This is a genomic window from Sulfuriferula sp. AH1, from assembly GCF_002162035.1.
Classification (GTDB): domain Bacteria; phylum Pseudomonadota; class Gammaproteobacteria; order Burkholderiales; family Sulfuriferulaceae; genus Sulfuriferula.
Genome location: NZ_CP021138.1, coordinates 565,167 through 587,178 on the forward strand (window position 1 = coordinate 565,167; position 22,012 = coordinate 587,178).

Here is a 22,012-nt window from a genome sequence, read left to right on the forward strand (position 1 = left end):
GCATCTGACAGGAATCAACCATGACAGAAATGCAGAAACTTTATCTTTTAGTGCCATTGGCTCCGCTGCTGGGTTCGGCGATCGCCGGTCTGTTCGGGTGGGCAATCGGACGTACTTTGTCACACGTAGTGACGATTGCCGGGGTCGCGATCTCCTGCTGGGCATCCTGGCTGGTTTTTCAGGATGTGCAGGCGGGCCATGTATTCAATGGCACGGTTTATACCTGGCTGACTACGGGCGATATCCGGCTTGAGGTGGGTTTCCTGATCGATTCACTGACCGCAATGATGATGCTGGTTGTGACTTTTGTGTCGCTGATGGTGCATATCTATACTATCGGCTATATGCAGGAAGATCCGGGTTATCAGCGCTTTTTCAGCTACATCTCGCTGTTTACCTTCTCCATGCTGATGCTGGTCATGTCGAATAATTTCATGCAATTGTTCTTCGGTTGGGAGGCTGTGGGTTTGGTGTCATATCTGCTGATCGGATTCTGGTACACCCGCCCGACTGCGACTTATGCCAATCTGAAGGCATTTCTGGTTAACCGCGTGGGTGACTTTGGCTTCCTCCTGGGTATCGGCATGGTGCTGGCTTACTTCGGAACGCTGGATTACGCATCGGTATTTGCCCAGGCTCCGGCAATGGCAAGCCAAACAGTAAGCATCATTCCCGGTCAGGACTGGTCATTAATTACCGTCATCTGCATTTTGCTGTTTATCGGTGCGATGGGCAAGTCCGCTCAATTCCCGTTGCACGTATGGCTGCCGGATTCGATGGAAGGCCCGACACCGATTTCGGCCCTGATCCATGCGGCTACCATGGTGACCGCCGGGATATTCATGGTGGCGCGCATGTCACCTGTATTTGAATTATCGCAAACGGCATTATCGTTTGTGATGGTCATCGGTGCGATCACGGCACTGTTCATGGGTTTTCTCGGTATCATTCAGAACGATATCAAACGGGTGGTGGCCTATTCGACGCTGTCGCAATTGGGCTATATGACCGTGGCTTTAGGTGCTTCTGCCTACTCCGTGGCGGTATTCCATCTGATGACCCATGCGTTCTTCAAGGCGCTGCTGTTTCTGGCTGCAGGCTCGGTCATCATGGGCATGCATCACGACCAGGACATCCGTAACATGGGCGGCTTGCGCAAATACATGCCGATTACCTGGATTACCTCATTAGTGGGCTCGCTGGCGCTGATCGGTACGCCGTTCCTGTCGGGCTTTTACTCCAAGGACAGCATTATTGAAGCAGTGCACGTGGCGATGGAGCATGGCGTGGCCGGCTCCGGTTTTGCCTACTTCGCGGTGGTTGCCGGCGTGTTTGTCACGGCGTTTTATTCATTCCGTATGTATTTCCTGGTGTTCCACGGCAAGGAGCGTTTTGAAACGCACGCGCATCATGACCACCATGACGATGAGCATGGGCACGACGAACATGGGCATCATGGCGGTGTGCCACATGAATCGCCCTGGGTGATTACCGTGCCGCTCATTTTGCTGGCGATTCCTTCCCTGGCTGTGGGCTACTTCGCCATTGAACCGATGCTGTTCGGTGATTTTTTCAAGGGCGCCATCTATATCAATCCTGAATTGCATCCGGCGATGGAAGAACTGAGAAATGAATTCCACGGCGCTTCGGCCATGGCGGTGCACAGCCTGACCAGCTTGCCGCTGTGGTTGGCGATCTCCGGAGTGGCTCTGGCGTGGTTCTTCTATATGAAGCGTCCGGATATTCCTGCTGCGATCAAACAGCGCTTTATCATGATTTACAATATTCTTGATAACAAGTACGGGTTTGACACCTTCAATGAATGGTTTTTTGCAGGCGGAGCACGCGCTTTGGGTGGCATCTTCTGGCGCATAGGCGATGTCAAGATTATTGACGGATTTTTCGTCAACGGTACTGCGCAACTAATCGGCTGGTTCTCCACCGTAATACGTAAATGGCAATCAGGTTATATTTACCACTATGCTTTTGCCATGATCATTGGTGTGTTTGCCTTGGTCACATGGTTCGTGCGTGTGGCGTAAGCCGTTGCAGATAAATATAAACGAATAGGGATTTTATGTTAGCTGGATACCCACTTTTAAGTTTGGCCGTATGGGTGCCGATCATTGCCGGTGTGCTGGTATTGGCAACAGGTTCGGATCGTAATGCAGCCGCCGCGCGATGGATTGCCTTGTTGGGCTCGATTTTGGCATTTGCGGTTACCTTGCCGTTATATACGCGGTTTGATGTACTGACGTCAAACATGCAGTTTGTCGAATTCGCACACTGGATTCCGACTTTTAACATCAATTACCATCTGGGCGTTGATGGTATTTCCATGCCATTTGTGCTGCTGAACAGCTTTACCACCATTTTGGTCGTAATTGCCGGCTGGCAGGTAATACAGAATAAAACGTCTCAATACATGGCCGCGTTTTTAATCATGTCCGGGTTGATTAACGGCGTGTTTGTGGCACTTGATGCGATACTTTTTTATGTGTTCTTTGAAGCGATGCTGATTCCGTTATTCCTGGTGATCGGTGTCTGGGGCGGCCCAAGACGGGTATATGCAGCGATTAAATTCTTTCTTTATACCTTGCTGGGTTCGCTGTTAATGCTGGTGGCTTTCCTGTACTTGTATTTCCAGTCCGGCGGCAGCTTCGAAATCCTTGACTATCACCGTTTGCCATTGGGCATGACGGCGCAGATCTTGCTGTTTGTGGCGTTTTTCATGTCCTTTGCGGTCAAGGTGCCGATGTGGCCGGTGCATACCTGGTTGCCGGATGCGCACGTTGAAGCGCCGACTGGTGGTTCGGTCATATTGGCAGCGATCACCCTGAAAATTGGTGCGTATGGTTTTCTGCGCTTCAATCTGCCCATCGCGCCGGACGCCAGCCACTACATGACCGGGTTCATCATTACCATTTCCCTGATTGCAGTGGTCTACATCGGTCTGGTGGCTTTGGTACAGGGCGACATGAAAAAATTGATCGCTTATTCGTCGATTTCGCATATGGGTTTTGTGACCCTCGGTTTCTTTCTGTTTAACGCGATAGGCATGGAAGGCGCCCTGGTGCAGATGATATCGCATGGTTTCATTTCTGCTGCGATGTTCCTGAGCGTCGGGGTCATGTACGATCGCCTGCATTCACGACAGATTTCTGATTATGGCGGTCTTGCAAACAAAATGCCGATATTCGCTGCATTCCTGATGCTGTTCTCAATGGCAAACTCCGGGTTGCCGGGAACGAGCGGGTTTATCGGCGAATTCATGGTGATCATGGGCGCAATCAAGGTTAATTTCTGGTATGCCTTCCTTGCAGCCACAACCCTGATATTCGGTGCAGCTTATACTCTATGGATGTACAAGCGGGTGATATTCGGCAATGTGACCAATCCGCATGTTGATGAGATGAAGGATATAAGCCCACGTGAGTTTAGCTTTCTTGCGGTGTTGGCGGTACTGGTGCTGGCCATGGGCATATATCCCAAGCCGGTGACGGATGTCATGCATACATCAGTGAATAATCTGCTGGCGCACGTTGCGCAAAGCAAACTGCCTTAAGCTAGAATTACAAAGGAATACGGATGAACTTTGCGTTTACTGATTTGATGCCTCTGCTCCCGGAACTATTTTTATTGGCGGCGGTTTCTTTCATTCTGATACTGGATCTATTTCTCGGTGATGAACGGCGATATGTAACCTACATTCTCAGCCTGGCAGCATTGCTGGGCTGTGGCTGGATAACGTTTTCCACTGCAACTGGCGTGACTGCTTACGCAATGCACGGCATGTTCGTTGATGATCTGCTGGCAGACACACTGAAATTGATGCTGTATTTTACTGTGGCTGTGACACTGGTTTATTCGCGGGAATATATTCGTGAGCGCGGCATGTATCAAGGCGAGTTTTTCGTGCTGGTGCTGTTCGCGACACTCGGCATGATGGTGATGATTTCGGCCAGTCATTTGCTGACGCTGTATATGGGCCTTGAATTGCTGAGCCTGTCCCTATACGCGCTGGTGGCACTGCAGCGCGACTCCGGTGTCGCAACCGAAGCCGCTATGAAATATTTCGTACTGGGTGCGCTGGCTTCCGGCATGCTGCTGTACGGCATGTCCATGCTGTACGGTGCAACGGGCAGTCTGGAAATCGCACGGATTGCCACAGTGCTGCAATCGGATGCCGGCAACAACACGGTGCTGGTATTCGGTCTGGTGTTCATTGTAGCCGGTTTGGCGTTCAAGCTGGGTGTCGCACCGTTCCATATGTGGCTGCCTGATGTCTACCACGGTGCACCGACTGCGGTGACCCTGTTTATTGGTACCGCTTCCAAAATCGCTGCGTTTGCATTCATTCTGCGCATATTGGCGCAAGGGTTGCAAAGCATGTCGCCGGACTGGCAGCAAATGATGGTGATCATGGCGGTATTGTCGATGGCTGTCGGCAATATCACAGCAATTGCGCAGACCAACTTCAAGCGCATGCTGGCATACTCAACTATTTCTCACATGGGCTTCCTGCTGCTCGGTTTGCTGTCTGCCGATATCAATGGCTACAGTTCGGCGATGTTTTACATGCTGACGTATGTATTGATGGGTCTAGGCTCTTTCGGCATGATCATGCTGTTGTCACGTCAAGGTTTCGAGGCGGATTCACTGGAGGATTTGAAAGGCTTGAACCAGCGCAATCCATGGTATGCTTTTGTGATGTTGCTGATCATGTTCTCCTTGGCAGGCATACCGCCGACGATAGGGTTTTATGCCAAACTGGCAGTGCTGCAGGCCGTTATTAACGCAGGCTATACCTGGTTGGCCGTCGTGGCAGTGATGTTCTCGCTGATCGGTGCGTTCTACTATCTGCGTGTAGTACGCTTGATGTATTTCGACAAGCCGATTGATGCGCATCCTATTAAGCCGCATGCTGACGTAAGCGTGTTAATGAGCGCGAACGGTCTGGGCGTGCTGGCATTGGGTATATTGCCCCAACCATTGATGGCCTTGTGTGCCTACGTAATACAACAATCGCTATGAATACAGCCGTTACCGCTTTGTTGTTACTGGCGTTAGTCGCCGCCAATTTGCCGTTCTTCAGCGAACGAATAGCATTCGCCATCGCTCCCAAGTCCGGGCACAAAGCTTTTGCCTGGCGGGTACTGGAGCTGGTGGTGCTGTATTTCGCGGTGGGTTTTGTGGCGCGTCTGCTGGAACAAAAGACGGGAGCGCCACAACAACAGCACTGGGAGTTTTATGCGGTAACAGCAAGCATGTTTATCGTGCTCGCATTTCCAGGTTTCGTGTACCGCTTCTTGTGGCGGCGTTAAATTGTTACTTCAGTATCAGGGAAATACGGTCGGCATAGCACTTACCGTATTTTCTTCTTCAGGCAGGCAAAATAAATCGCCGGATCAAACGCGGTTTGCTGCCGTTGCGCCTGCCAAATCATTTCCGCCAGACAGTCCATGATCTCATGCTGTGCAGTCATTGCATCCTGATGCTTGTGCAGCAGCGCCTGGTAGTGCTTGCGGATACCTGCAGGCTGGTCGATTGAGAGCTGTTCCTGTATGGCCAGATGCATGGACAAATGCAGGAACGGATTGGTTTCCCCCAGCTCCGGTGAGTATTCGCGAGACTCAAAGCGTTCAGGCTGGCTCAGTAATGCGTGATATTCAGGGTGGGCGAGCATGATGTCGATGGCGATCAGTTCGGCGCCGACCAAGGGCAGCTTTTGCTGATGCTTGTGCCAGGTCTCGAAATAAAACTGTCTTGCATCTTCGCGGCTAGGATTAAACATCATAATGAAACAGTCCAAAAACGGTTGAATATTCCAGCAACTGATTGGCGTTATTAAGCCAGCCAATTTCCCCGTTGCCATAGAAGCCTATCATCGGCATGTCCGGATAAAGACGGGTGATTACTTGCAGATCCTTGTCTTCGCCACCATAGAAACTGGGGCCGCGGCCGGATGAACTGGCAACGATGGCAAAATCAGGGCGATGCCCCAGTATTTGTTCGGTACGATCCAGCGTGACGCGCATGCTGCGCTCCGCAGCAAGCGGTTGGCGTAACGCCCAAAACATCATACTGCCCTCGGCCAGGCGTGAAGCCAGGGTAACCGAACGGTCGTCAGGATTGGTGGCAATAACCGGAATCAGCCGGTAACGGCCCTCTGCCAGCGCCGTGTCGGGATCGCCGAAAACCTCGGCTGCCATGATCAGATGTAATGGAATGTGATCGAGCTCCCTGACTTCGAGCGGCAGTTCACGTGCCAGCAAATTCAATGCTGCCTGCCGTCCCAGACTGATTACGTCGAACCCGTTACTGGCGGTGACTACGGTCGGTGCTGTCAATGCTCGTATGCCATGGGAAACGCCGATCTCGCCACTGGCACCCTGAATGTAAAGTTCACAGCGGTTATTCGGATTGATTTTACCGTTGTTCCAGACTTTGAACAGGCCGTGTCCGGTCGCATTGCCAGCGACGCCGCCAAAACGCCGGCCAGGCGCGTTGATCCAGCCGCGGTTAATCGCATTAGGTGCGGTCAGGGCCAATACCAGATCGTCTAATTCGGGAGAGTGTGCCGTGGTCAGGCTCAGGTCGCCGCTGAATATCATGGCCGCTGCCGCGGGGGTATCCAGCACCCAATCCTGTTCGGTAAAGATGCCGGCTGCACTGCAGCCGACTATTTGTATGCACTGGCTCTGCCGAGACGCAGCGAGCAAGGCAGGTTGCGGATCGCGCGCGAAGGCATCGCTCAGGAACAGCAATACGCTATTCGCGTGGGTGACCGCCAAGCGGGACATGGCTTGGGCGACCGCTCTGGCGGCGATGTCAGGGTCGGCAGTTGTGCCTGTGGCAAGACCGGTGGCTATCATCGGTTATTGACGGTTTTATCGGGGTATTTGCACAGATCGGTAATAATGCATTGCGGGCACTCGGGTTTGCGTGCCTTGCAGGTATAACGTCCGTGCAAGATTAGCCAATGATGCGCGTGGAGTAAATATTCTTTCGGGATGGCTTTCATCAATTTGCGTTCGACTTCCAGTACCGTTTTGCCGGGGGCGAGGCCAATGCGATTGGATACGCGGAAAATATGCGTGTCAACAGCCATCACGGCTTCACCAAATGCGGTATTGAGAATGACGTTCGCGGTCTTGCGGCCGACGCCGGGAAGGGCTTCTAGTGCGGTTCGGTCGCGCGGAACTACGCTGTTGTGCTGCTCGATCAGCAGGCGGCAAGTCGCAATCAAATGTCGTGCTTTGCTTTTGTATAAGCCTATGCGCTGAATGTACTCGGCCAGTTTTTCTTCTCCAAGAGCCAGTATCGATTCGGGAGTATTGGCAGTTCGGAACAAGACGTGGGTGGCGAGATTGACGCTTTTGTCGGTGGCTTGAGCGGACAATAGCACCGCTACCAGTAATTCAAATGTGCTGGAATATTCGAGTTCGGTAGCGGGGTGAGGATTGATCGCCGCGAATCTGGCAAAGATCTCGCGGCGCTGGGAAGCATTCAAATTAGAAATGACGGAACCAGCCGATTTCAGGTTGAGGTGCGCGCGGACTCTGTTTGGCCTCTTCTTCCAGGTGATGCAGGAAATTGTGATGGTCTTCATCCAGTTTGTGCATTTCTTCTTCGGACATTTTGCCGAAGATGGAGCCTTTGATAAAGCCGCCCAGATCAACCAGACTGGTAGTCCATGTGCCTTGACGCAGATGGAAGTCCACGTGCGAATGCTGGCCGTAAGGATAATGATTGAACTCCTGGCCTTTCACGGCTTTCAGATCGGGATCGTTCATGACAAAATTCTTCGCCCAGTCGTACCACCATTTATAATATTTTTCCTGCATGGCGGGATTCAGGTTGTAACGCTCATAAAAACCGAATACGCTGACGCGGTTGGTATTGCCGCTGAAAGGGAAGTGTCCTGACATGCCTAACATCCTTTTATATGATGATAAAACCGTCATTTTAACCTGTTTTTTTATGTTTGGTATATGCCAGTGAGGTGCTAGCCATGATTGAGTCAAATCAATATGTTGCGACAGCAACTTTGGGTGGAGGCTGCTTCTGGTGCCTGGAAGCGGTATATGAACAGATGCAGGGTGTGAAAAGCATCGTGTCCGGTTATATGGGCGGTACGTGGCCTGATCCGGCTTATGCGGATGTGTGTACCGGGCAAAGCGGACATGCCGAAGTCGTGCGCATTGAGTTTGACACGCGCGTCGTCGATTTTGCCAGTTTGTTGCGCGTGTTCTTCACGATCCACGATGCCACTACTCTGAATCGTCAGGGCAATGACCACGGCACCCAGTATCGTTCTGTGATTTTTTATCATGATGCGCAACAGTATGCCATCGCTCAACAGATCATCGCCGAATTTCAGGCGCAATTGCCACGTCCGATCGTGACCGAAGTCACGCCCGCCGATCGTTTTTATCCAGCGGAAGCGGAGCATCAGCATTATTTTGCCAGACACCCTGCGCAATCCTATTGCCAGTATGTCGTTGCTCCCAAGGTGGCGAAATTCGAACAGCATTTCCCGCAATGGGTAGAGCGGCGTGCATAGTTTGCCGTACTGGCGTTTGTCAGGTTTTTATTTTTTCTATTTTGCTTTCGTCGGCGCGATGTCCCCCTACTGGGGGCTGTATCTCAAATCCCTGCAGTTCAACGCATGGCAAATCGGTGTGCTGATGTCATTGTTGCAGGTGATGCGGATATTTGCTCCCAATATCTGGGGCTGGTTATCCGATCATACCGGACGGCGTGCAGCGATCGTGCAGGTGGCTGCTGCAGGAAGTTTGATCTGCTTCGCCGGCGTATTCTGGGGTCACAGTTTTGTCTGGCTGTTTGTGGTCATGGCGAGCATGAGCTTTTTCTGGAGCGCTTCATTGCCATTGGTCGAGGCGACCACATTGTCCAGTCTGGGCGAGCATATCCATCGTTACGGGCGCATCAGGCTATGGGGTTCGGTAGGATTTATAGTCACGGTACTGGGCCTGGGATACTGGCTGAATTTCCGGCCGGCCAGCGATTTGCCCTGGGTCGTGTTGGCGCTGATGCTGGGCATAGCCTTGCTGGCACGCTGGATACCGGACGTGAAGAGCACGAGGCCTGCATTGGCTCATGTCGCCATCTGGCAGGTAGTGCGCCAGCCGGAGGTAATGGCTTTGCTTGCTGCCTGCTTTTTGATGGCTGTCGCGCATGGGCCATATTATGCGTTTTATTCCATCTACCTGGTCGAACACGGTTATAACAAAAGCATGGTGGGATGGCTGTGGGCGCTGGGCGTTATCTGTGAAATAGCGGTATTTCTTTGGCTGCCGCGCTGGATACCGAATGTGTCCATGGTCAGGGTGTTGCTGGCCACTTTCGCGATCGCCGTGCTCAGATTCCTGATGATAGCGTGGGGGGTTGAGCATCTGATCTGGATCGTGATCGCCCAGACGCTGCATGCGGCGACCTTCGGTGCTTATCATCTGGCGGCTGTGGCATTGATTCATCGCTACTTCCATGGCCGCAATCAGGCGCGCGGGCAGGGTATTTATAATGGCATGACGTACGGTGCGGGCGGAACGGTGGGCGGCTTGTATGCGGGTGCTATTTGGGATGGCTGGGGCGCAAACTGGGTATTCGCTATCGCGGCCGGTTGCACGCTGCTGGCATTCGTCCTGGTGTTATGGCAGCGAAAACCGATGGAGGCGACAGCGGACTGATTTATCAATTCGCCCCAGTCTGTGTATAATTTCCGGTTCGATTATTTAGATTGGTCAGATTCATGAGTGGGCAAACGCTTTACGATAAACTTTGGCAGTCGCACTTGGTGCATACCGAGGCGGACGGTTCGGCATTGCTGTACATCGACCGCCATCTGGTTCATGAAGTGACCAGTCCGCAAGCCTTCGAGGGGCTGCGCCTGGCCGGACGCAAGCCATGGCGCACAGATGCGGCGGTGGCTGTTCCCGATCATAACGTGCCGACGACACATCGCGCCGAAGGTATCGTCGATCCGGTTTCGCGTCTGCAGGTAGAAACGCTGGACCAGAATTGCGCCGAATTTGGCATCGTTGAATTCAAAATGAATGATGTGCGCCAGGGCATTGTGCATGTGATCGGGCCGGAGCAAGGGCTGACGCTGCCCGGAATGACCGTGGTCTGCGGCGATTCGCATACCAGTACGCATGGCGCATTCGGTGCGCTGGCATTCGGTATCGGTACTTCGGAAGTGGAACACGTGATGGCGACGCAGTGCCTGGTGACCAAAAAATCCAAAGCCATGCGCGTAAACGTCGAAGGCGAACTGGGTAAGGGCGTGACCGCCAAGGATGTGGCGCTGGCCATTATCGGCACCATCGGCACCGCTGGCGGCACCGGGTATGCGATCGAATTTGCCGGTTCGGCCATCCGGGGCTTGTCCATGGAAGGCCGCATGACATTGTGCAATATGGCGATCGAGGCCGGTGCCCGCGCAGGCATGGTGGCAGTGGATGAAAAAACCATCGCCTACGTCAAGGGACGTCCGTCTGCGCCGACCGGCGAAATGTGGGATCAGGCGGTCGCCTGGTGGCGCACACTGGTGTCGGATGACGATGCGGTTTTCGATCGCGAGGTGAATCTGAATGCCGCAGAAATCCTGCCGCAGGTGACATGGGGTACCTCGCCTGAAATGGTGGTGGCGGTAACCGGGCGCGTGCCGAACCCCGCAGATGCCCCCAATGAAGTCAAGCGCCACGACTGGGAGCGAGCGCTCGCTTACATGGGCTTGACTGCCAATACGCCGATTGCGCAGATCGCTGTTGACAAGGTGTTTATCGGTTCGTGTACCAATTCGCGGATTGAAGATTTGCGGGAAGCTGCGGCAGTGATCAAAGGCCGCAAAAAGGCAGCCAATGTCAAATTGGCGATGGTGGTGCCGGGCTCGGGTTTGGTAAAACAGCAGGCGGAACAGGAAGGGCTGGATCAGATATTTCTTGCTGCCGGGTTTGAATGGCGCGATCCGGGCTGCTCGATGTGCCTGGCGATGAATGCCGATCGGCTGGAGCCGGGTGAGCGTTGCGCCTCGACCTCCAATCGCAATTTTGAAGGGCGTCAGGGGCAGGGCGGACGTACTCATCTGGTGAGCCCGACGATGGCTGCTGCCGCTGCGTTGGCAGGGCATTTCGTCGATGTGCGGGAATTTTGAAAGGAACTGACATGCGTACATTGATGATTACTGTACCTGCGTTGGTAATATGGAAAAAGGCAAGCTGATGCGAGCATTTACACTTTTAGATGGATTGGTCGTGCCGCTGGATCGGGCGAACGTCGATACCGATGCGATCATTCCCAAGCAGTTCTTGAAATCCATCAAACGCAGCGGATTCGGCCCGAATCTGTTCGACGAATGGCGTTATCTGGATCACGGCGAACCGGGGCAGGATTGCAGCAATCGGCCGCTCAACCCCGATTTCGTACTGAATCAGCCGCGTTATCAAAACGCGCAAGTGCTGCTGGCACGGGAGAATTTCGGCTGCGGTTCGAGTCGCGAACACGCCCCCTGGGCTCTGGAAGATTACGGTCTGCGGGCGATTATTGCGCCGAGCTTCGCCGATATTTTTTATAACAACTGCTTCAAGAACGGATTGCTGCCTATCGTGCTGGATGCCGCTGCAGTCGATCAGCTGTTCAAGGAAACGGCGGCAGCGGAAGGTTATCGTCTGCATATCGACTTGCCCGAGCAAACCGTGACTACGCCTGCCGGCACGACCTTTAAGTTCGAGGTCGATGCACACCGCAAATATTGCCTGCTGAATGGGCTGGACGATATTGGCTTGACCTTGCAGCACGTCAATGAGATTCGTGCTTATGAAGCGCAGCGCAGAAAATCTGCCCCCTGGTTATTTACCTAAAATTGAAAGATTGAGATGAAGATAGCTGTTTTACCCGGTGACGGGATAGGTCCGGAAGTGACTGAGCAGGCCGTGAAAGTGCTGCGCGCCCTCAATAGCGACGGCATGAAGATAGAGATGGAACACGCCGCAATCGGCGGTGCAGGCTACGATGCTGCCGGTGATCCGCTGCCGGAAGCCACATTGAAATTGGCTCGCGCCGCAGATGCTATTCTGCTGGGCGCGGTAGGTGGCTATCAATACGACAGTTTGCCGCGTCCGATGCGACCAGAGCAAGGTTTGCTGCGCATCCGCAAGGAGCTGAATCTGTTTGCCAATTTGCGTCCGGCTACGCTGTATCCCGAGCTGGCAGATGCGTCGACGCTGAAGCCGGAAGTGGTATCGGGGCTGGATCTGATGATCGTGCGCGAATTGACCGGGGACCTTTATTTCGGCCAGCCGCGCGGTATCCATGTCAATGCGGACGGTGAGCGCGAAGGTTATAACACCATGCGCTATGCCGAATCCGAAGTGCGCCGTGTGGCGCATATCGGTTTCCAGATCGCAATGAAACGCGGCAGGAAATTGTGCTCGGTGGAGAAAGCCAATGTGCTGGAAACCAGCGAGCTGTGGCGCGAAGTCGTCATCGAGACCGCCAAACAATATCCGGAAGTGGCGTTATCGCACATGTACGTGGATAACGCAGCGATGCAGCTGGTGCGTAATCCCAAGCAATTCGATGTGATCCTGACAGGTAATATCTTCGGCGATATTCTGTCGGATGAGGCGTCCATGCTCACAGGCTCCATCGGCATGCTGGGTTCGGCGTCAATGGATGAGAACCGTAAAGGTATGTACGAACCGATTCATGGTTCTGCGCCGGACATCGCAGGCAAAGACATCGCTAATCCGCTGGCGACCATTTTGTCCGCAGCGATGATGATGCGCTATACCTTCGGCCACGATGCCGTAGCCGATCGTATCGAAAATGCGGTGAAAAAGGTCATTGCACAGGGCTTGCGCACTGCGGATATCTATACGCCGGGCACGACCAAGGTCGGTTGCGCTGCAATGGGCGATGCCGTCGTTGCAGCGCTATAAAAAGGGTAGGAAATTATGATGCGAGTGGGTCTGGTTGGTTGGCGCGGCATGGTCGGTTCGGTGCTGATGCAGCGTATGCGCGAAGAGCGTGATTTCGATTTGATCGAACCGGTATTTTTTACCACCTCGCAAGTCGGTGGCAAGGGGCCGGATATCGGCCGCGATATTCCCGCGTTGAAAGACGCACGTAATATCGATGAACTCAAGGCGATGGATGCCATTATTTCTACCCAGGGCGGCGACTATACTACCGAAATCTTCGGACAACTGCGTTCAGCCGGATGGAAGGGCTACTGGATAGACGCAGCATCGACGCTGCGCATGGAAAAGGATAGCGTGATTATCCTCGATCCGGTGAATCAGCACGTGATCAAGGATGCGCTGGTCAAGGGTGGCAAGGACTTCATCGGCGGCAACTGCACGGTGTCGCTGATGCTGATGGCGCTGGGCGGTCTGTTCCGCGAAAACATGGTGGACTGGATCAGTGCAATGACCTATCAGGCCGCGTCCGGCGCAGGCGCACAGAATATGCGCGAACTACTTAACCAGATGGGCGAAGCGCACAAGGTTGCCAAAGGTCTGCTGGATGACCCTGCTTCCGCCATTCTCGACATCGATCGTGAAGTAGCGGGAGTCTTGCGCGACGATGCTTTCCCCACCGCCAATTTTGGTGTGCCACTGGCCGGCAGCCTGATTCCCTGGATCGACAAGGATCTGGGCAACGGTCAAAGCAAGGAAGAGTGGAAAGCGCGTGCCGAAACCAACAAGATATTGGGGCTGGCCGACGGTCAGGTCAATATCGACGGCTTGTGCGTGCGTATCGGCGCGATGCGCTGCCACAGCCAGGCGCTGACCGTGAAACTGATGCAGGATGTGCCGATGGATGAAATCGAGGCCATCATTGCCGCACATAACGACTGGGTCAAAGTGGTGCCTAACCAGCGCGAAGCCAGCATGGCTGATCTGACGCCTACAGCGGTGACCGGCACGCTGACGGTGCCGGTGGGGCGGATGCGCAAACTTTACATGGGCAGCGAGTACCTTTCCGCATTCACCGTCGGCGATCAGCTGCTCTGGGGTGCGGCGGAACCGTTGCGCCGCATGTTGCGTATTCTGGTGGAAGAACAATGACCGGGCTGGTGAATGTCGCCGTGCTGGGGCCAACGACCCTGATCGGCGAAGCAGTGCTGGCGCAGCTGGCTGAACGTGATTTTCCGGTCGGAAAGCTGTACCTGCTCTCGCCGAGCCTTTCGGTAGGCGACGAAGTGCAGTTTAAACAAAAAGATATCACTGTGCTTGATGCCGTAAGCTTCGATTTTAATCAGGTGCAGTTGGCGATCTTCGCTGCGGGGGCAGAAGCGGCTGCTCACTTCGCGCCAATCGCGGTAGCTGCCGGGTGTGTCGTGATCGATACCAGCCCGCAGTTCCGTCAGGAAGAGGATGTGCCGCTGGTGGTGGCGGGGGTGAACAGTGAATGCATCGCGGACTATAAGGCCCGCAGAATCATTGCCTGTCCGAACGCGGCAACCACGCATCTGCTGTTGAGTCTGAAGCCGATTATGGATGCAGCCGGGCTGACGCGAGTGAGTGTCGCCACTTATCAGTCGGTATCCGGTTCGGGCAAGGCCGGGGTAGACGAATTGGCCGACCAATCACGCGCCATTTTTAATCTTACCGAAACCGAGAATATCGTATATCCTAAACGCATTTCCTTTAACATTTTGCCGCAAGTTGGTGATTTGATGGATAATGGTTATAGTGCTGAAGAGATGAAGATGGTGGAGGAAACACGCAAGGTGCTGGCCATGCCGAACTTGGCCATTAACCCGACCGCAGTCAGGGTGCCGGTGTTCTATGGGCACGGTCAGGCAGTGCAGATAGCGACGCAGCGTAAACTCGCGGCGGATGCTGCGGTTGCGATATGGCAAAATGTGAATGGGATATCAGTTGTGGGGTCAGCTGAGGATGCCGAATATCCTACGCCTATTGATACTGCAGGGAATGATGCGATATTGATAGGCCGGGTGCGCGACGCGATTGGTGATGATCTGGGTTTGAATTATTGGTTGGTGGCAGATAATATTCATGCAGGCACCGCATTGAATAGTGTACGTATTGCGGAGAAGTGGGTAGCCGAATTTATTTAGATGTTCATAATTACATGAAATGCCTAACAGGCAATTGAATCAGAGGGGTCGGTACAATGCATAAAAGGAAAATTGTGAGTTGTTTGTCAGCCGCGATGCTGTTACTGGCGCAAACACCCGCTTACAGTGCGGGTTTAGGTAAGCTCTCCATTAATTCGGCATTAGGCCAGCCGCTTAATGCCGAAATAGAAGTCATTGCTGCCGATCCCACTGAATTGAGCCATTTGCAGGCGCGGATGGCCAGCGCCGAAGCTTTTCGTAATGCCAACATAGAAATGAATAACGCCTTATCGGGCGTAAAGTTTGTCGTTGACAAGAAGGCTGACGGACATACAGTACTTAAAGTTACCTCAAATCAGCCTATTAACGATCCTTTTGTCGATATGCTGATTGAACTGGACTGGGGTAGCGGACAAATGGTGCGTGAATATACCCTGCTGCTTGATCCTCCCGGTATGTTCAATAATCAGAGCAGTCGTAATCTGACTGTTACCCCCGCGACCGTTGCTCGGGATGCTTCAGCAACGCCCAAGCCCGCATCTGCTGATACAACCCGCGCTGCGAAACCGGCGTCGCGTGATATGAATGTGAGCCAGGCCAAGCCTGTCGCAAAAAAACCGGCCCCGACCAGCGTCATGCCGAAAGCCGAGAGCGAAACGCCGGCTGCCGGTGCAGTCGGTATGGAGACGGTAGGCCCTATCAAGCGCGGTGCAACTCTGATAGCAATAGCAAAAGAAACCAAACCCGAAGGTGTCAAGCTGGAACAGATGCTGGTGGGTTTATATCGCCAGAATACCCATGCGTTCGCGGGTAATAATATGAACCGGCTGAAAGTCGGACAGATTATTAAAGTGCCGACCAAGGAAGAGGTTTCCGCTATCAGTGAAGCCGAAGCCGTGCGCGAAATCAAATTACAATCTGCGGATTGGCATAACTATCGGCAGAAATTGGCCGGAGAAGTTGCTGCTGCCCCGGCAGTAGCAGAAAAACCGGCGCAGGCCAGCGGTAAAATCACCCCAAAAGTGGAAGACAGGGCTGCTGCAGTTAAACCCGGGCAAGATGTGCTCAAATTATCCAAAGGCGAAGCGCCTGTTACGAATCAAAAATCAGCCAATGGTGTAAAAACCGCTAAACCAACTGCTGCAGAGCAAAAGCAGGCTGCACAGGATGAAGCAGTGGCGAAGCAGAAGGCGCTCAATGAAGCGAACGAGCGTGCCGCTGCCTTGGAAAAGAATATCAAGGATATGCAGCGTCTGGTTGAACTGAAAAATCAGTCCATGGCAGCGTTGCAAAAAAATGCGGAAAAACCTGCGCCTGCCGCACCCATTCCTGTACCGCCGACAGTTAAGCCCGAGGCAGCGCCAGCCAAACCGGCGGAAGCGGTTAAAAAGCCGGTTCCGGTCGCGCAGCCAAAGCCTGCTGCTTCGGTTGCCGATACGGGTAACTGGTACGATGTCATCAATCCATTGTATGCTGGCGCAGCCGCGGTAGGCGTGTTGTTGCTGGCATTGCTGGGTTTTATGACTAAAAGCCGTCGTCGGCGTGAAGGTTTGACTAAATTCGAAAACAGCATCATGACCAATGTCGAAGTCAAGCCTAACACTGTGTATGGCGCGCAAGGCGGTGCATCGGTCAATACCAACAACACTTCGTTCCTGACCGATTTCAGTCAATCGGGTTTAGGCAATCTCGATACGCATGATGTCGATCCAATCGCTGAAGCTGAAGTTTACATGGCTTACGGGCGCGACGCTCAGGCCGAAGAGATTCTAAAAGAAGCCATGGTTAAAGATCCGGTTCGCCACGAAATCAAACTGAAATTGCTCGAGATCTATGCGGCACGTAACAATCTGCCTGCATTTGAATCGATTGCAACCGAATTGTATTCGGCGCTCGGCGGGGAAAATACGCCACTCTGGGAGAAAGCCGCCGAGTTAGGCCGCAAACTGGACCCGAATAATCCGCTGTATGGCGGTCAACCTGGTGCAGCGGTCAAGCATGACGCTGAAGTGCCTGCAGCCGTTGCAGCAGGGGGGGCGGTAGCAGCAGTTGCCCTGGATGAATTTGTTACTGCAGATGAACCTGAAGAAACGGTAACCGCGCAAAATGTGTCCCCGACCTCTGCCGATCAGGATATGGATTTCCCAACTGCGCTGGATTTCGATACCGAACTGATGCCAGCTCCAGCAACGGGGCACGAAGAAGAGACGCCCGTTGATGCAGACATGACCGAGTTGCAGGCTGTTGATACGTTACCTGCCGAGCAGATGGCTGCAGAAGCTAATGAGTCTGAGGAAGACAAAGCAACGGCAGAACCGGTTGCCGATACGTTTGCGGGTTTGGATTTCAGTCTGAATTTCGAGCCGCAGGAAATGCCGGAGGCTGCCGAGCCTGTTGCCGTACCTGAGCCGGTGCATGAAGAGCCGGCGATGCAGGCAGAAACGGTTGTCCATGACGACATGCTGAACTTCGATTTTGATCTGGATAAAACAGATATCGATCAGCATGAGGAATTGGCGCCCATTGCAGAGTTGGCGCCTGCGGTCGAGCCTGCTGATGCGCCAATGAACCTGGATTTCTCTGGTATAAATCTGAATTTTGACGAACCGGCCGATGCTGCGGAAACGACACTCAGTGACGTAGAGCAGGAGGTGAAAACCAAACTGGATTTGGCGCAGGTTTACCAGGAAATGGGTGATCATGAGAATGCGCGTGAAATTCTGCAGGAAGTGATTAAAGAGGGGAATGCTCAGCAGCAGGCGAGCGCCCAGGACTTGTTAAATCAATTGGGTTGATGATAAACGACATATCAACTTCCCGGCGTCCTATCTGTCATCCAGCCACAGCAGTAATGCTGTGGCTGTTTTTTATGGTGTGGATAATGCAGGTGAATACGCCGATATTGGCAGGCATCAGCACGGTGACGGCGTTGGTATTCACTCGGCGTACCCGGCAGCAGTTTGTCCGCTATCTCCGGCGCAGCCGCTGGCTATTGCTGGTCTTGTTGCTGATGCATGCCTACAGCCTGCCCGGCACACCGTTGTGGCCGGCGTTGGGGGCATATAGCCCAAGTCAGATAGGATTAAGCAGCGGTTTGTTGCAGAGCTGGCGGTTGATGCTGGTGCTGGCCATGCTCGCGGTGTTGATGACACGGCTGAGCCGCGAGGCGATCCTGATGGGCATTTATACGCTGATGGCGCCATTGCGATATGTTGGCCTGGAACCCGAACGCATGGCAGTGCGTGTCTGGCTGACTATGCGCTATGCAGAAGCACTGATGGAAGATGCGCGGCGCGTGTCTTTCAGGCAGCGTTTGCAGCAATTATCCAATCCGCCTGCAGCGGGTGACGATATGGTGCAGTCGCTGGAATTGCCGCTGCAGCGGTCAAGTTGGCTTGATTATGCATGCATTGCGAGTGTGGTGGTGCTTGGGATCTGGGTGAGATGAAGCGTATTGCGTTGGGTTTGGAATACAACGGCAGCCAGTTTTGCGGGTGGCAGCATCAGCCGCAAGGCTGTGGCGTGCAAGATGCGCTGGAGCGTGCCCTGTCGCAGATTGCAGGACATGCAGTATCAGTAGTGGCAGCAGGCCGGACTGACACCGGAGTGCATGCGACCGAACAGATCGTGCACTTCGATGTGTCGATAGAGCGTCCGTTAACGGCATGGGTGCGCGGTGCCAATGCGTTTTTGCCTGACGGAGTCGCCGTGCTGTGGGCGCAACTGGTCGGCCCGGATTTTCATGCGCGTTTTAGTGCGATATCGCGCAGCTATCGTTACGATTTGCTGAATCATCCGGTGCGTCCGGCACTCAACGCCGGACAGGTGGGCTGGTATCATGCACCGCTGGATATTGCGCGGATGCAGCAGGCGGCTGCCTTGCTCGTTGGCGAGCATGATTTCAGTGCGTTTCGTGCGGCGGAATGCCAGGCGAGATCACCCGTGCGCGTGCTGCGGCAACTCAATGTATCCGGACAGGGCAATCTCGTCGTATTCGAGCTGACAGCGAATGCTTTTTTGCATCATATGGTGCGCAATATCGTCGGTGCATTGGTGTACGTCGGCCAGGGCAAATATCCGCCGGACTGGATCGCCGATTTGCTGCAGCAGCGCGACCGTACCCGCGCGGCGCCGACTTTTGCAGCCGCCGGTCTGCATCTGTGCCATGTCGAATACGATGCAATGTGGGGTTTGCCCGACAGCCGTGGTGCCTGTCGGCCGATCTCCAGGATTGAGGATAAATGAATGCGAACACGAATTAAAATCTGCGGACTCACCCAGGTCGAAGCCGCCCTGCATGCAGCCTACGCAGGCGCGGATGCCATCGGGCTGGTATTCTATCCGCCCAGTCCGCGTCATGTCGAAATCGCTCAGGCGCGGGAAATCGCGCAGGCCTTGCCCGCGTTTGTGAGCAGCGTGGTGCTATTTGTCGATGCGGATGCCGCCGAAGTGCAGACCGTTATCGAACAAGTGCGTCCCAGCCTGTTGCAATTCCATGGCGACGAATCCCCAGTCTATTGCCGTCAATTCAAGCTGCCTTATATTAAGGCGGTTCGCGTTAGAGCGGGGCTGGATTTGGTACAATACGCAACTCGGTTCGATGATGCCCAAGGTATCCTGCTCGATGCATTTGTGCCGGGTGAAGCGGGCGGTACTGGACACAGTTTCGATTGGGCGCTGATTCCGCCGGTCCTGCCCCTGCCGCTGATACTGTCAGGCGGCCTGGATGCGCAGAATGTCGCTGCGGCGATTCAGCAAACCCGTCCGTGGGCCGTCGATGTGTCGAGCGGTGTGGAAATCAGTAAAGGCATCAAGGATGCGGCGAAAGTCGTGCAATTTATTCAAGAGGTAAGTAATGCATATCGGTGAACTTCCAGATGAGCACGGTCATTTTGGCCCCTATGGCGGTATTTTTGTCGCGGAAACCTTGATTGCGGCATTGGATGAACTGCGTCAGGAATACGAGCTGGCGCGCGAGGATGCGGCGTTCATGGCCGAGTTTCGTCATGAGCTCAAGCACTATGTCGGACGTCCTAGCCCGATCTATCACGCGAAACGCTGGTCGGAACATCTGGGCGGTGCGCAGATTTATCTCAAGCGCGAGGATCTGAACCACACCGGCGCGCATAAAATCAACAATACCATTGGGCAGGCTTTGCTGGCACGGCGCATGGGCAAGAAGCGCGTGATCGCGGAGACAGGTGCCGGGCAGCACGGCGTGGCGTCCGCCACGGTGGCTGCTCGCTACGGCATGGAATGCGTGGTGTACATGGGTGCCGAAGACGTCGCGCGACAGTCGCCTAACGTGTACCGCATGAAGCTGCTGGGTGCGACCGTGGTGCCGGTGTCTTCCGGTTCCAGGACCTTGAAAGACGCACTAAACGAAGCCATGCGCGACTGGGTCACCAACGTCGAATCGACTTTTTACATTCTGGGTACCGCGGCCGGACCGCACCCGTATCCCATGCTGGTGCGCGATTTCCAGTCGGTTATCGGCGAAGAGTGCCTGACGCAGATGCCGGACATGATCGGCCGCCAGCCTGATGCGGTGATTGCCTGTGTCGGCGGCGGCTCCAACGCCATCGGCATTTTCTATCCGTATCTCGAACATAACAACGTACGCCTGATCGGTGTCGAGGCAGGCGGCGAGAGTGTCGCCAGCGGGCGCCATGCAGCGCCGCTGACGGCGGGTACGCCCGGCATATTGCATGGTTTCCGCAGTTACCTGATGCAGGATGAGAACGGCCAGATCATCGAGACGCATTCCATTTCTGCCGGTCTGGATTATCCTGGCGTCGGTCCTGAACATGCCTGGCTGAAAGACAGCGGTCGCGCCGAATATGTTGCCATTAACGACGACGAGGCGATGCGCGCTTTTCATGACTTGTGCCGTTTCGAGGGCATTATCCCGGCACTCGAATCCAGCCATGCGCTGGCACATGCGGCCAAAATCGCGCCTGGCATGAGCAAGGACCGGATACTGCTGGTGAACCTGTCCGGGCGCGGTGATAAGGACATCAACACCGTGGCGAAACTGTCGGGCATCACACTTTAAACAGCGCCGGAAATTTTGTAGAGAGTAAATATGAGCCGTATCAAGCAGACTTTTGCCCAACTCAACGCGCAACACAAGGCAGCGCTGATTCCGTTTATCACCGCAGGGGACCCGGATCCGCAGCTGACGGTGCAAATTCTGCACGGCCTGGCTGCTGCAGGGGCGGATATCATCGAGCTGGGCGTGCCGTTTTCCGACCCGATGGCGGATGGCCCTACCATACAGCGCGCATCGGAACGGGCGCTCAAGCATCATGTCGGTTTGAAGGACGTGCTGGCGATGGTAACCGAGTTTCGAGCCACCAACACCACTACGCCGATCGTGCTGATGGGTTATGCCAATCCAATTGAACATATGGGTTACGCCGTGTTTGCCCAGGCGGCAGCCGCTGCCGGCGTGGACGGCGTGCTGACGGTGGATATTCCGCCGGAAGAAAGTGTGGCGGAGATATTCATGGCCGCCGGCATAGATACGATATTCCTGCTGTCGCCGACCACCCCGGATGCGCGCATCAATCTGGTGGCGAGCAAAGCCAGCGGTTTCGTCTATTATGTATCGCTGAAAGGCGTAACCGGCTCCGCCAATCTGGATCTGGCCGAAGTTGCCGGACATATTCCGGTGATACGCGAGCGCTGCGGGCTGCCGGTCGGCGTGGGTTTCGGTATCCGTGATGCGCAGACTGCAGCAGCCATTGCGAAGTTTGCTGATGCGGTCGTAATCGGTAGCCGGATTGTGGAAGAAATAGAAAACTCGCCGCGCGAACAGGTGGTGGCGAATTTGACGACGTTTGTTGCCGGCGTGCGCGCAGCGATGGATGTGACGGCTTAAGTCAGGTACAACGTACC

Annotated in this window: 21 protein-coding genes; 17 read left to right on the forward strand and 4 right to left on the reverse strand. The window is 54.3% G+C overall.

The window, feature by feature from the left end; all coding sequences use genetic code 11:
- Window positions 1-20 precede the first annotated feature (20 nt).
- The 4 genes from nuoL to CAP31_RS02895 are packed head-to-tail and all read left to right on the forward strand — an operon-like array spanning window position 21 to window position 5,324.
- Window positions 21-2,042, forward strand: a complete 2,022-nt coding sequence (gene nuoL / locus CAP31_RS02880) for an NADH-quinone oxidoreductase subunit L (RefSeq protein WP_087446157.1) — start codon at window positions 21-23, stop codon at window positions 2,040-2,042.
- A 35-nt stretch (window positions 2,043-2,077) separates the two neighbouring features.
- A complete protein-coding gene (locus tag CAP31_RS02885) occupies window positions 2,078-3,565 on the forward strand; it encodes an NADH-quinone oxidoreductase subunit M (protein ID WP_087446158.1) in 1,488 nt (495 codons plus the stop codon).
- A gap of 23 nt (window positions 3,566-3,588) precedes the next feature.
- Window positions 3,589-5,034 carry an NADH-quinone oxidoreductase subunit NuoN gene (nuoN, locus tag CAP31_RS02890; RefSeq protein WP_087446159.1) on the forward strand — a complete coding sequence of 482 codons (1,446 nt, stop codon included), beginning with the start codon at window positions 3,589-3,591 and terminating at the stop codon, window positions 5,032-5,034.
- Complete coding sequence (locus CAP31_RS02895) at window positions 5,031-5,324, forward strand: DUF2818 family protein (RefSeq protein ID WP_087446160.1); 294 nt, start codon at window positions 5,031-5,033, stop codon at window positions 5,322-5,324. Before nuoN ends, CAP31_RS02895 begins: the two co-directional genes overlap by 4 nt.
- A 41-nt stretch (window positions 5,325-5,365) precedes the next feature.
- On the opposite strand, the gene CAP31_RS02900 is transcribed toward CAP31_RS02895, so the two are convergent.
- The 4 genes from CAP31_RS02900 to CAP31_RS02915 are packed head-to-tail and all read right to left on the reverse strand — an operon-like array spanning window position 5,366 to window position 7,931.
- Entirely contained in the window at window positions 5,366-5,797 is a 432-nt protein-coding gene (locus CAP31_RS02900) for a DUF1841 family protein (RefSeq protein WP_369802431.1), read from the reverse strand.
- Window positions 5,787-6,875 (reverse strand): FIST C-terminal domain-containing protein, encoded by a 1,089-nt coding sequence (locus CAP31_RS02905; protein WP_087446161.1) that lies wholly within the window; start codon window positions 6,873-6,875, stop codon window positions 5,787-5,789. Before CAP31_RS02905 ends, CAP31_RS02900 begins: the two co-directional genes overlap by 11 nt.
- On the reverse strand, window positions 6,872-7,513 hold the full coding sequence (nth, locus tag CAP31_RS02910; protein WP_087446162.1) for an endonuclease III: 642 nt from the start codon (window positions 7,511-7,513) through the stop codon (window positions 6,872-6,874). Before nth ends, CAP31_RS02905 begins: the two co-directional genes overlap by 4 nt.
- Before the next feature lies 1 nt (window position 7,514).
- Complete coding sequence (locus CAP31_RS02915) at window positions 7,515-7,931, reverse strand: hypothetical protein (protein ID WP_087446163.1); 417 nt, start codon at window positions 7,929-7,931, stop codon at window positions 7,515-7,517.
- Window positions 7,932-8,014: 83 nt separating this feature from the next.
- On the opposite strand from CAP31_RS02915, the gene msrA reads away from it, so the two are divergent.
- The 13 genes from msrA (at window position 8,015) to trpA (ending at window position 21,995) form a co-directional block, all read left to right on the forward strand.
- The gene (gene msrA / locus CAP31_RS02920; RefSeq protein ID WP_087446164.1) at window positions 8,015-8,566 is read left to right on the forward strand and encodes a peptide-methionine (S)-S-oxide reductase MsrA; all 552 of its coding nucleotides are present in this window, start codon (window positions 8,015-8,017) and stop codon (window positions 8,564-8,566) included.
- Window positions 8,559-9,713: an MFS transporter gene (locus CAP31_RS02925; protein WP_087446165.1), complete on the forward strand. Its 1,155-nt coding sequence runs from the start codon at window positions 8,559-8,561 to the stop codon at window positions 9,711-9,713. The genes msrA and CAP31_RS02925 overlap by 8 nt, the downstream gene beginning before the upstream one ends.
- Before the next feature lie 62 nt (window positions 9,714-9,775).
- A complete protein-coding gene (gene leuC / locus CAP31_RS02930) occupies window positions 9,776-11,179 on the forward strand; it encodes a 3-isopropylmalate dehydratase large subunit (RefSeq protein WP_087446166.1) in 1,404 nt (467 codons plus the stop codon).
- 67 nt (window positions 11,180-11,246) lie between these two features.
- Complete coding sequence (leuD, locus tag CAP31_RS02935; RefSeq protein WP_087448232.1) at window positions 11,247-11,885, forward strand: 3-isopropylmalate dehydratase small subunit; 639 nt, start codon at window positions 11,247-11,249, stop codon at window positions 11,883-11,885.
- Window positions 11,886-11,900: 15 nt separating this feature from the next.
- Entirely contained in the window at window positions 11,901-12,965 is a 1,065-nt protein-coding gene (gene leuB / locus CAP31_RS02940) for a 3-isopropylmalate dehydrogenase (protein ID WP_087446167.1), read from the forward strand.
- 15 nt (window positions 12,966-12,980) lie between these two features.
- Window positions 12,981-14,096, forward strand: coding sequence for an aspartate-semialdehyde dehydrogenase (asd, locus tag CAP31_RS02945; protein ID WP_087446168.1), 1,116 nt, complete (start codon window positions 12,981-12,983; stop codon window positions 14,094-14,096).
- Window positions 14,093-15,112, forward strand: a complete 1,020-nt coding sequence (locus CAP31_RS02950) for an aspartate-semialdehyde dehydrogenase (protein WP_087446169.1) — start codon at window positions 14,093-14,095, stop codon at window positions 15,110-15,112. The genes asd and CAP31_RS02950 overlap by 4 nt, the downstream gene beginning before the upstream one ends.
- Window positions 15,113-15,186: 74 nt before the next feature.
- Complete coding sequence (locus CAP31_RS02955; RefSeq protein WP_189836633.1) at window positions 15,187-17,907, forward strand: FimV/HubP family polar landmark protein; 2,721 nt, start codon at window positions 15,187-15,189, stop codon at window positions 17,905-17,907.
- Between the two features lie 56 nt (window positions 17,908-17,963).
- Window positions 17,964-18,560 carry a CbiQ family ECF transporter T component gene (locus CAP31_RS02960; RefSeq protein WP_087446171.1) on the forward strand — a complete coding sequence of 199 codons (597 nt, stop codon included), beginning with the start codon at window positions 17,964-17,966 and terminating at the stop codon, window positions 18,558-18,560.
- Window positions 18,557-19,357, forward strand: a complete 801-nt coding sequence (gene truA / locus CAP31_RS02965; RefSeq protein ID WP_087446172.1) for a tRNA pseudouridine(38-40) synthase TruA — start codon at window positions 18,557-18,559, stop codon at window positions 19,355-19,357. The genes CAP31_RS02960 and truA overlap by 4 nt, the downstream gene beginning before the upstream one ends.
- Entirely contained in the window at window positions 19,358-19,981 is a 624-nt protein-coding gene (locus CAP31_RS02970; RefSeq protein WP_087446173.1) for a phosphoribosylanthranilate isomerase, read from the forward strand. It abuts the gene before it with no gap.
- Window positions 19,968-21,167 (forward strand): tryptophan synthase subunit beta, encoded by a 1,200-nt coding sequence (gene trpB / locus CAP31_RS02975; RefSeq protein ID WP_087446174.1) that lies wholly within the window; start codon window positions 19,968-19,970, stop codon window positions 21,165-21,167. The genes CAP31_RS02970 and trpB overlap by 14 nt, the downstream gene beginning before the upstream one ends.
- 30 nt (window positions 21,168-21,197) lie before the next feature.
- Window positions 21,198-21,995 (forward strand): tryptophan synthase subunit alpha, encoded by a 798-nt coding sequence (trpA, locus tag CAP31_RS02980; RefSeq protein WP_087446175.1) that lies wholly within the window; start codon window positions 21,198-21,200, stop codon window positions 21,993-21,995.
- Window positions 21,996-22,012: the final 17 nt, after the last annotated feature.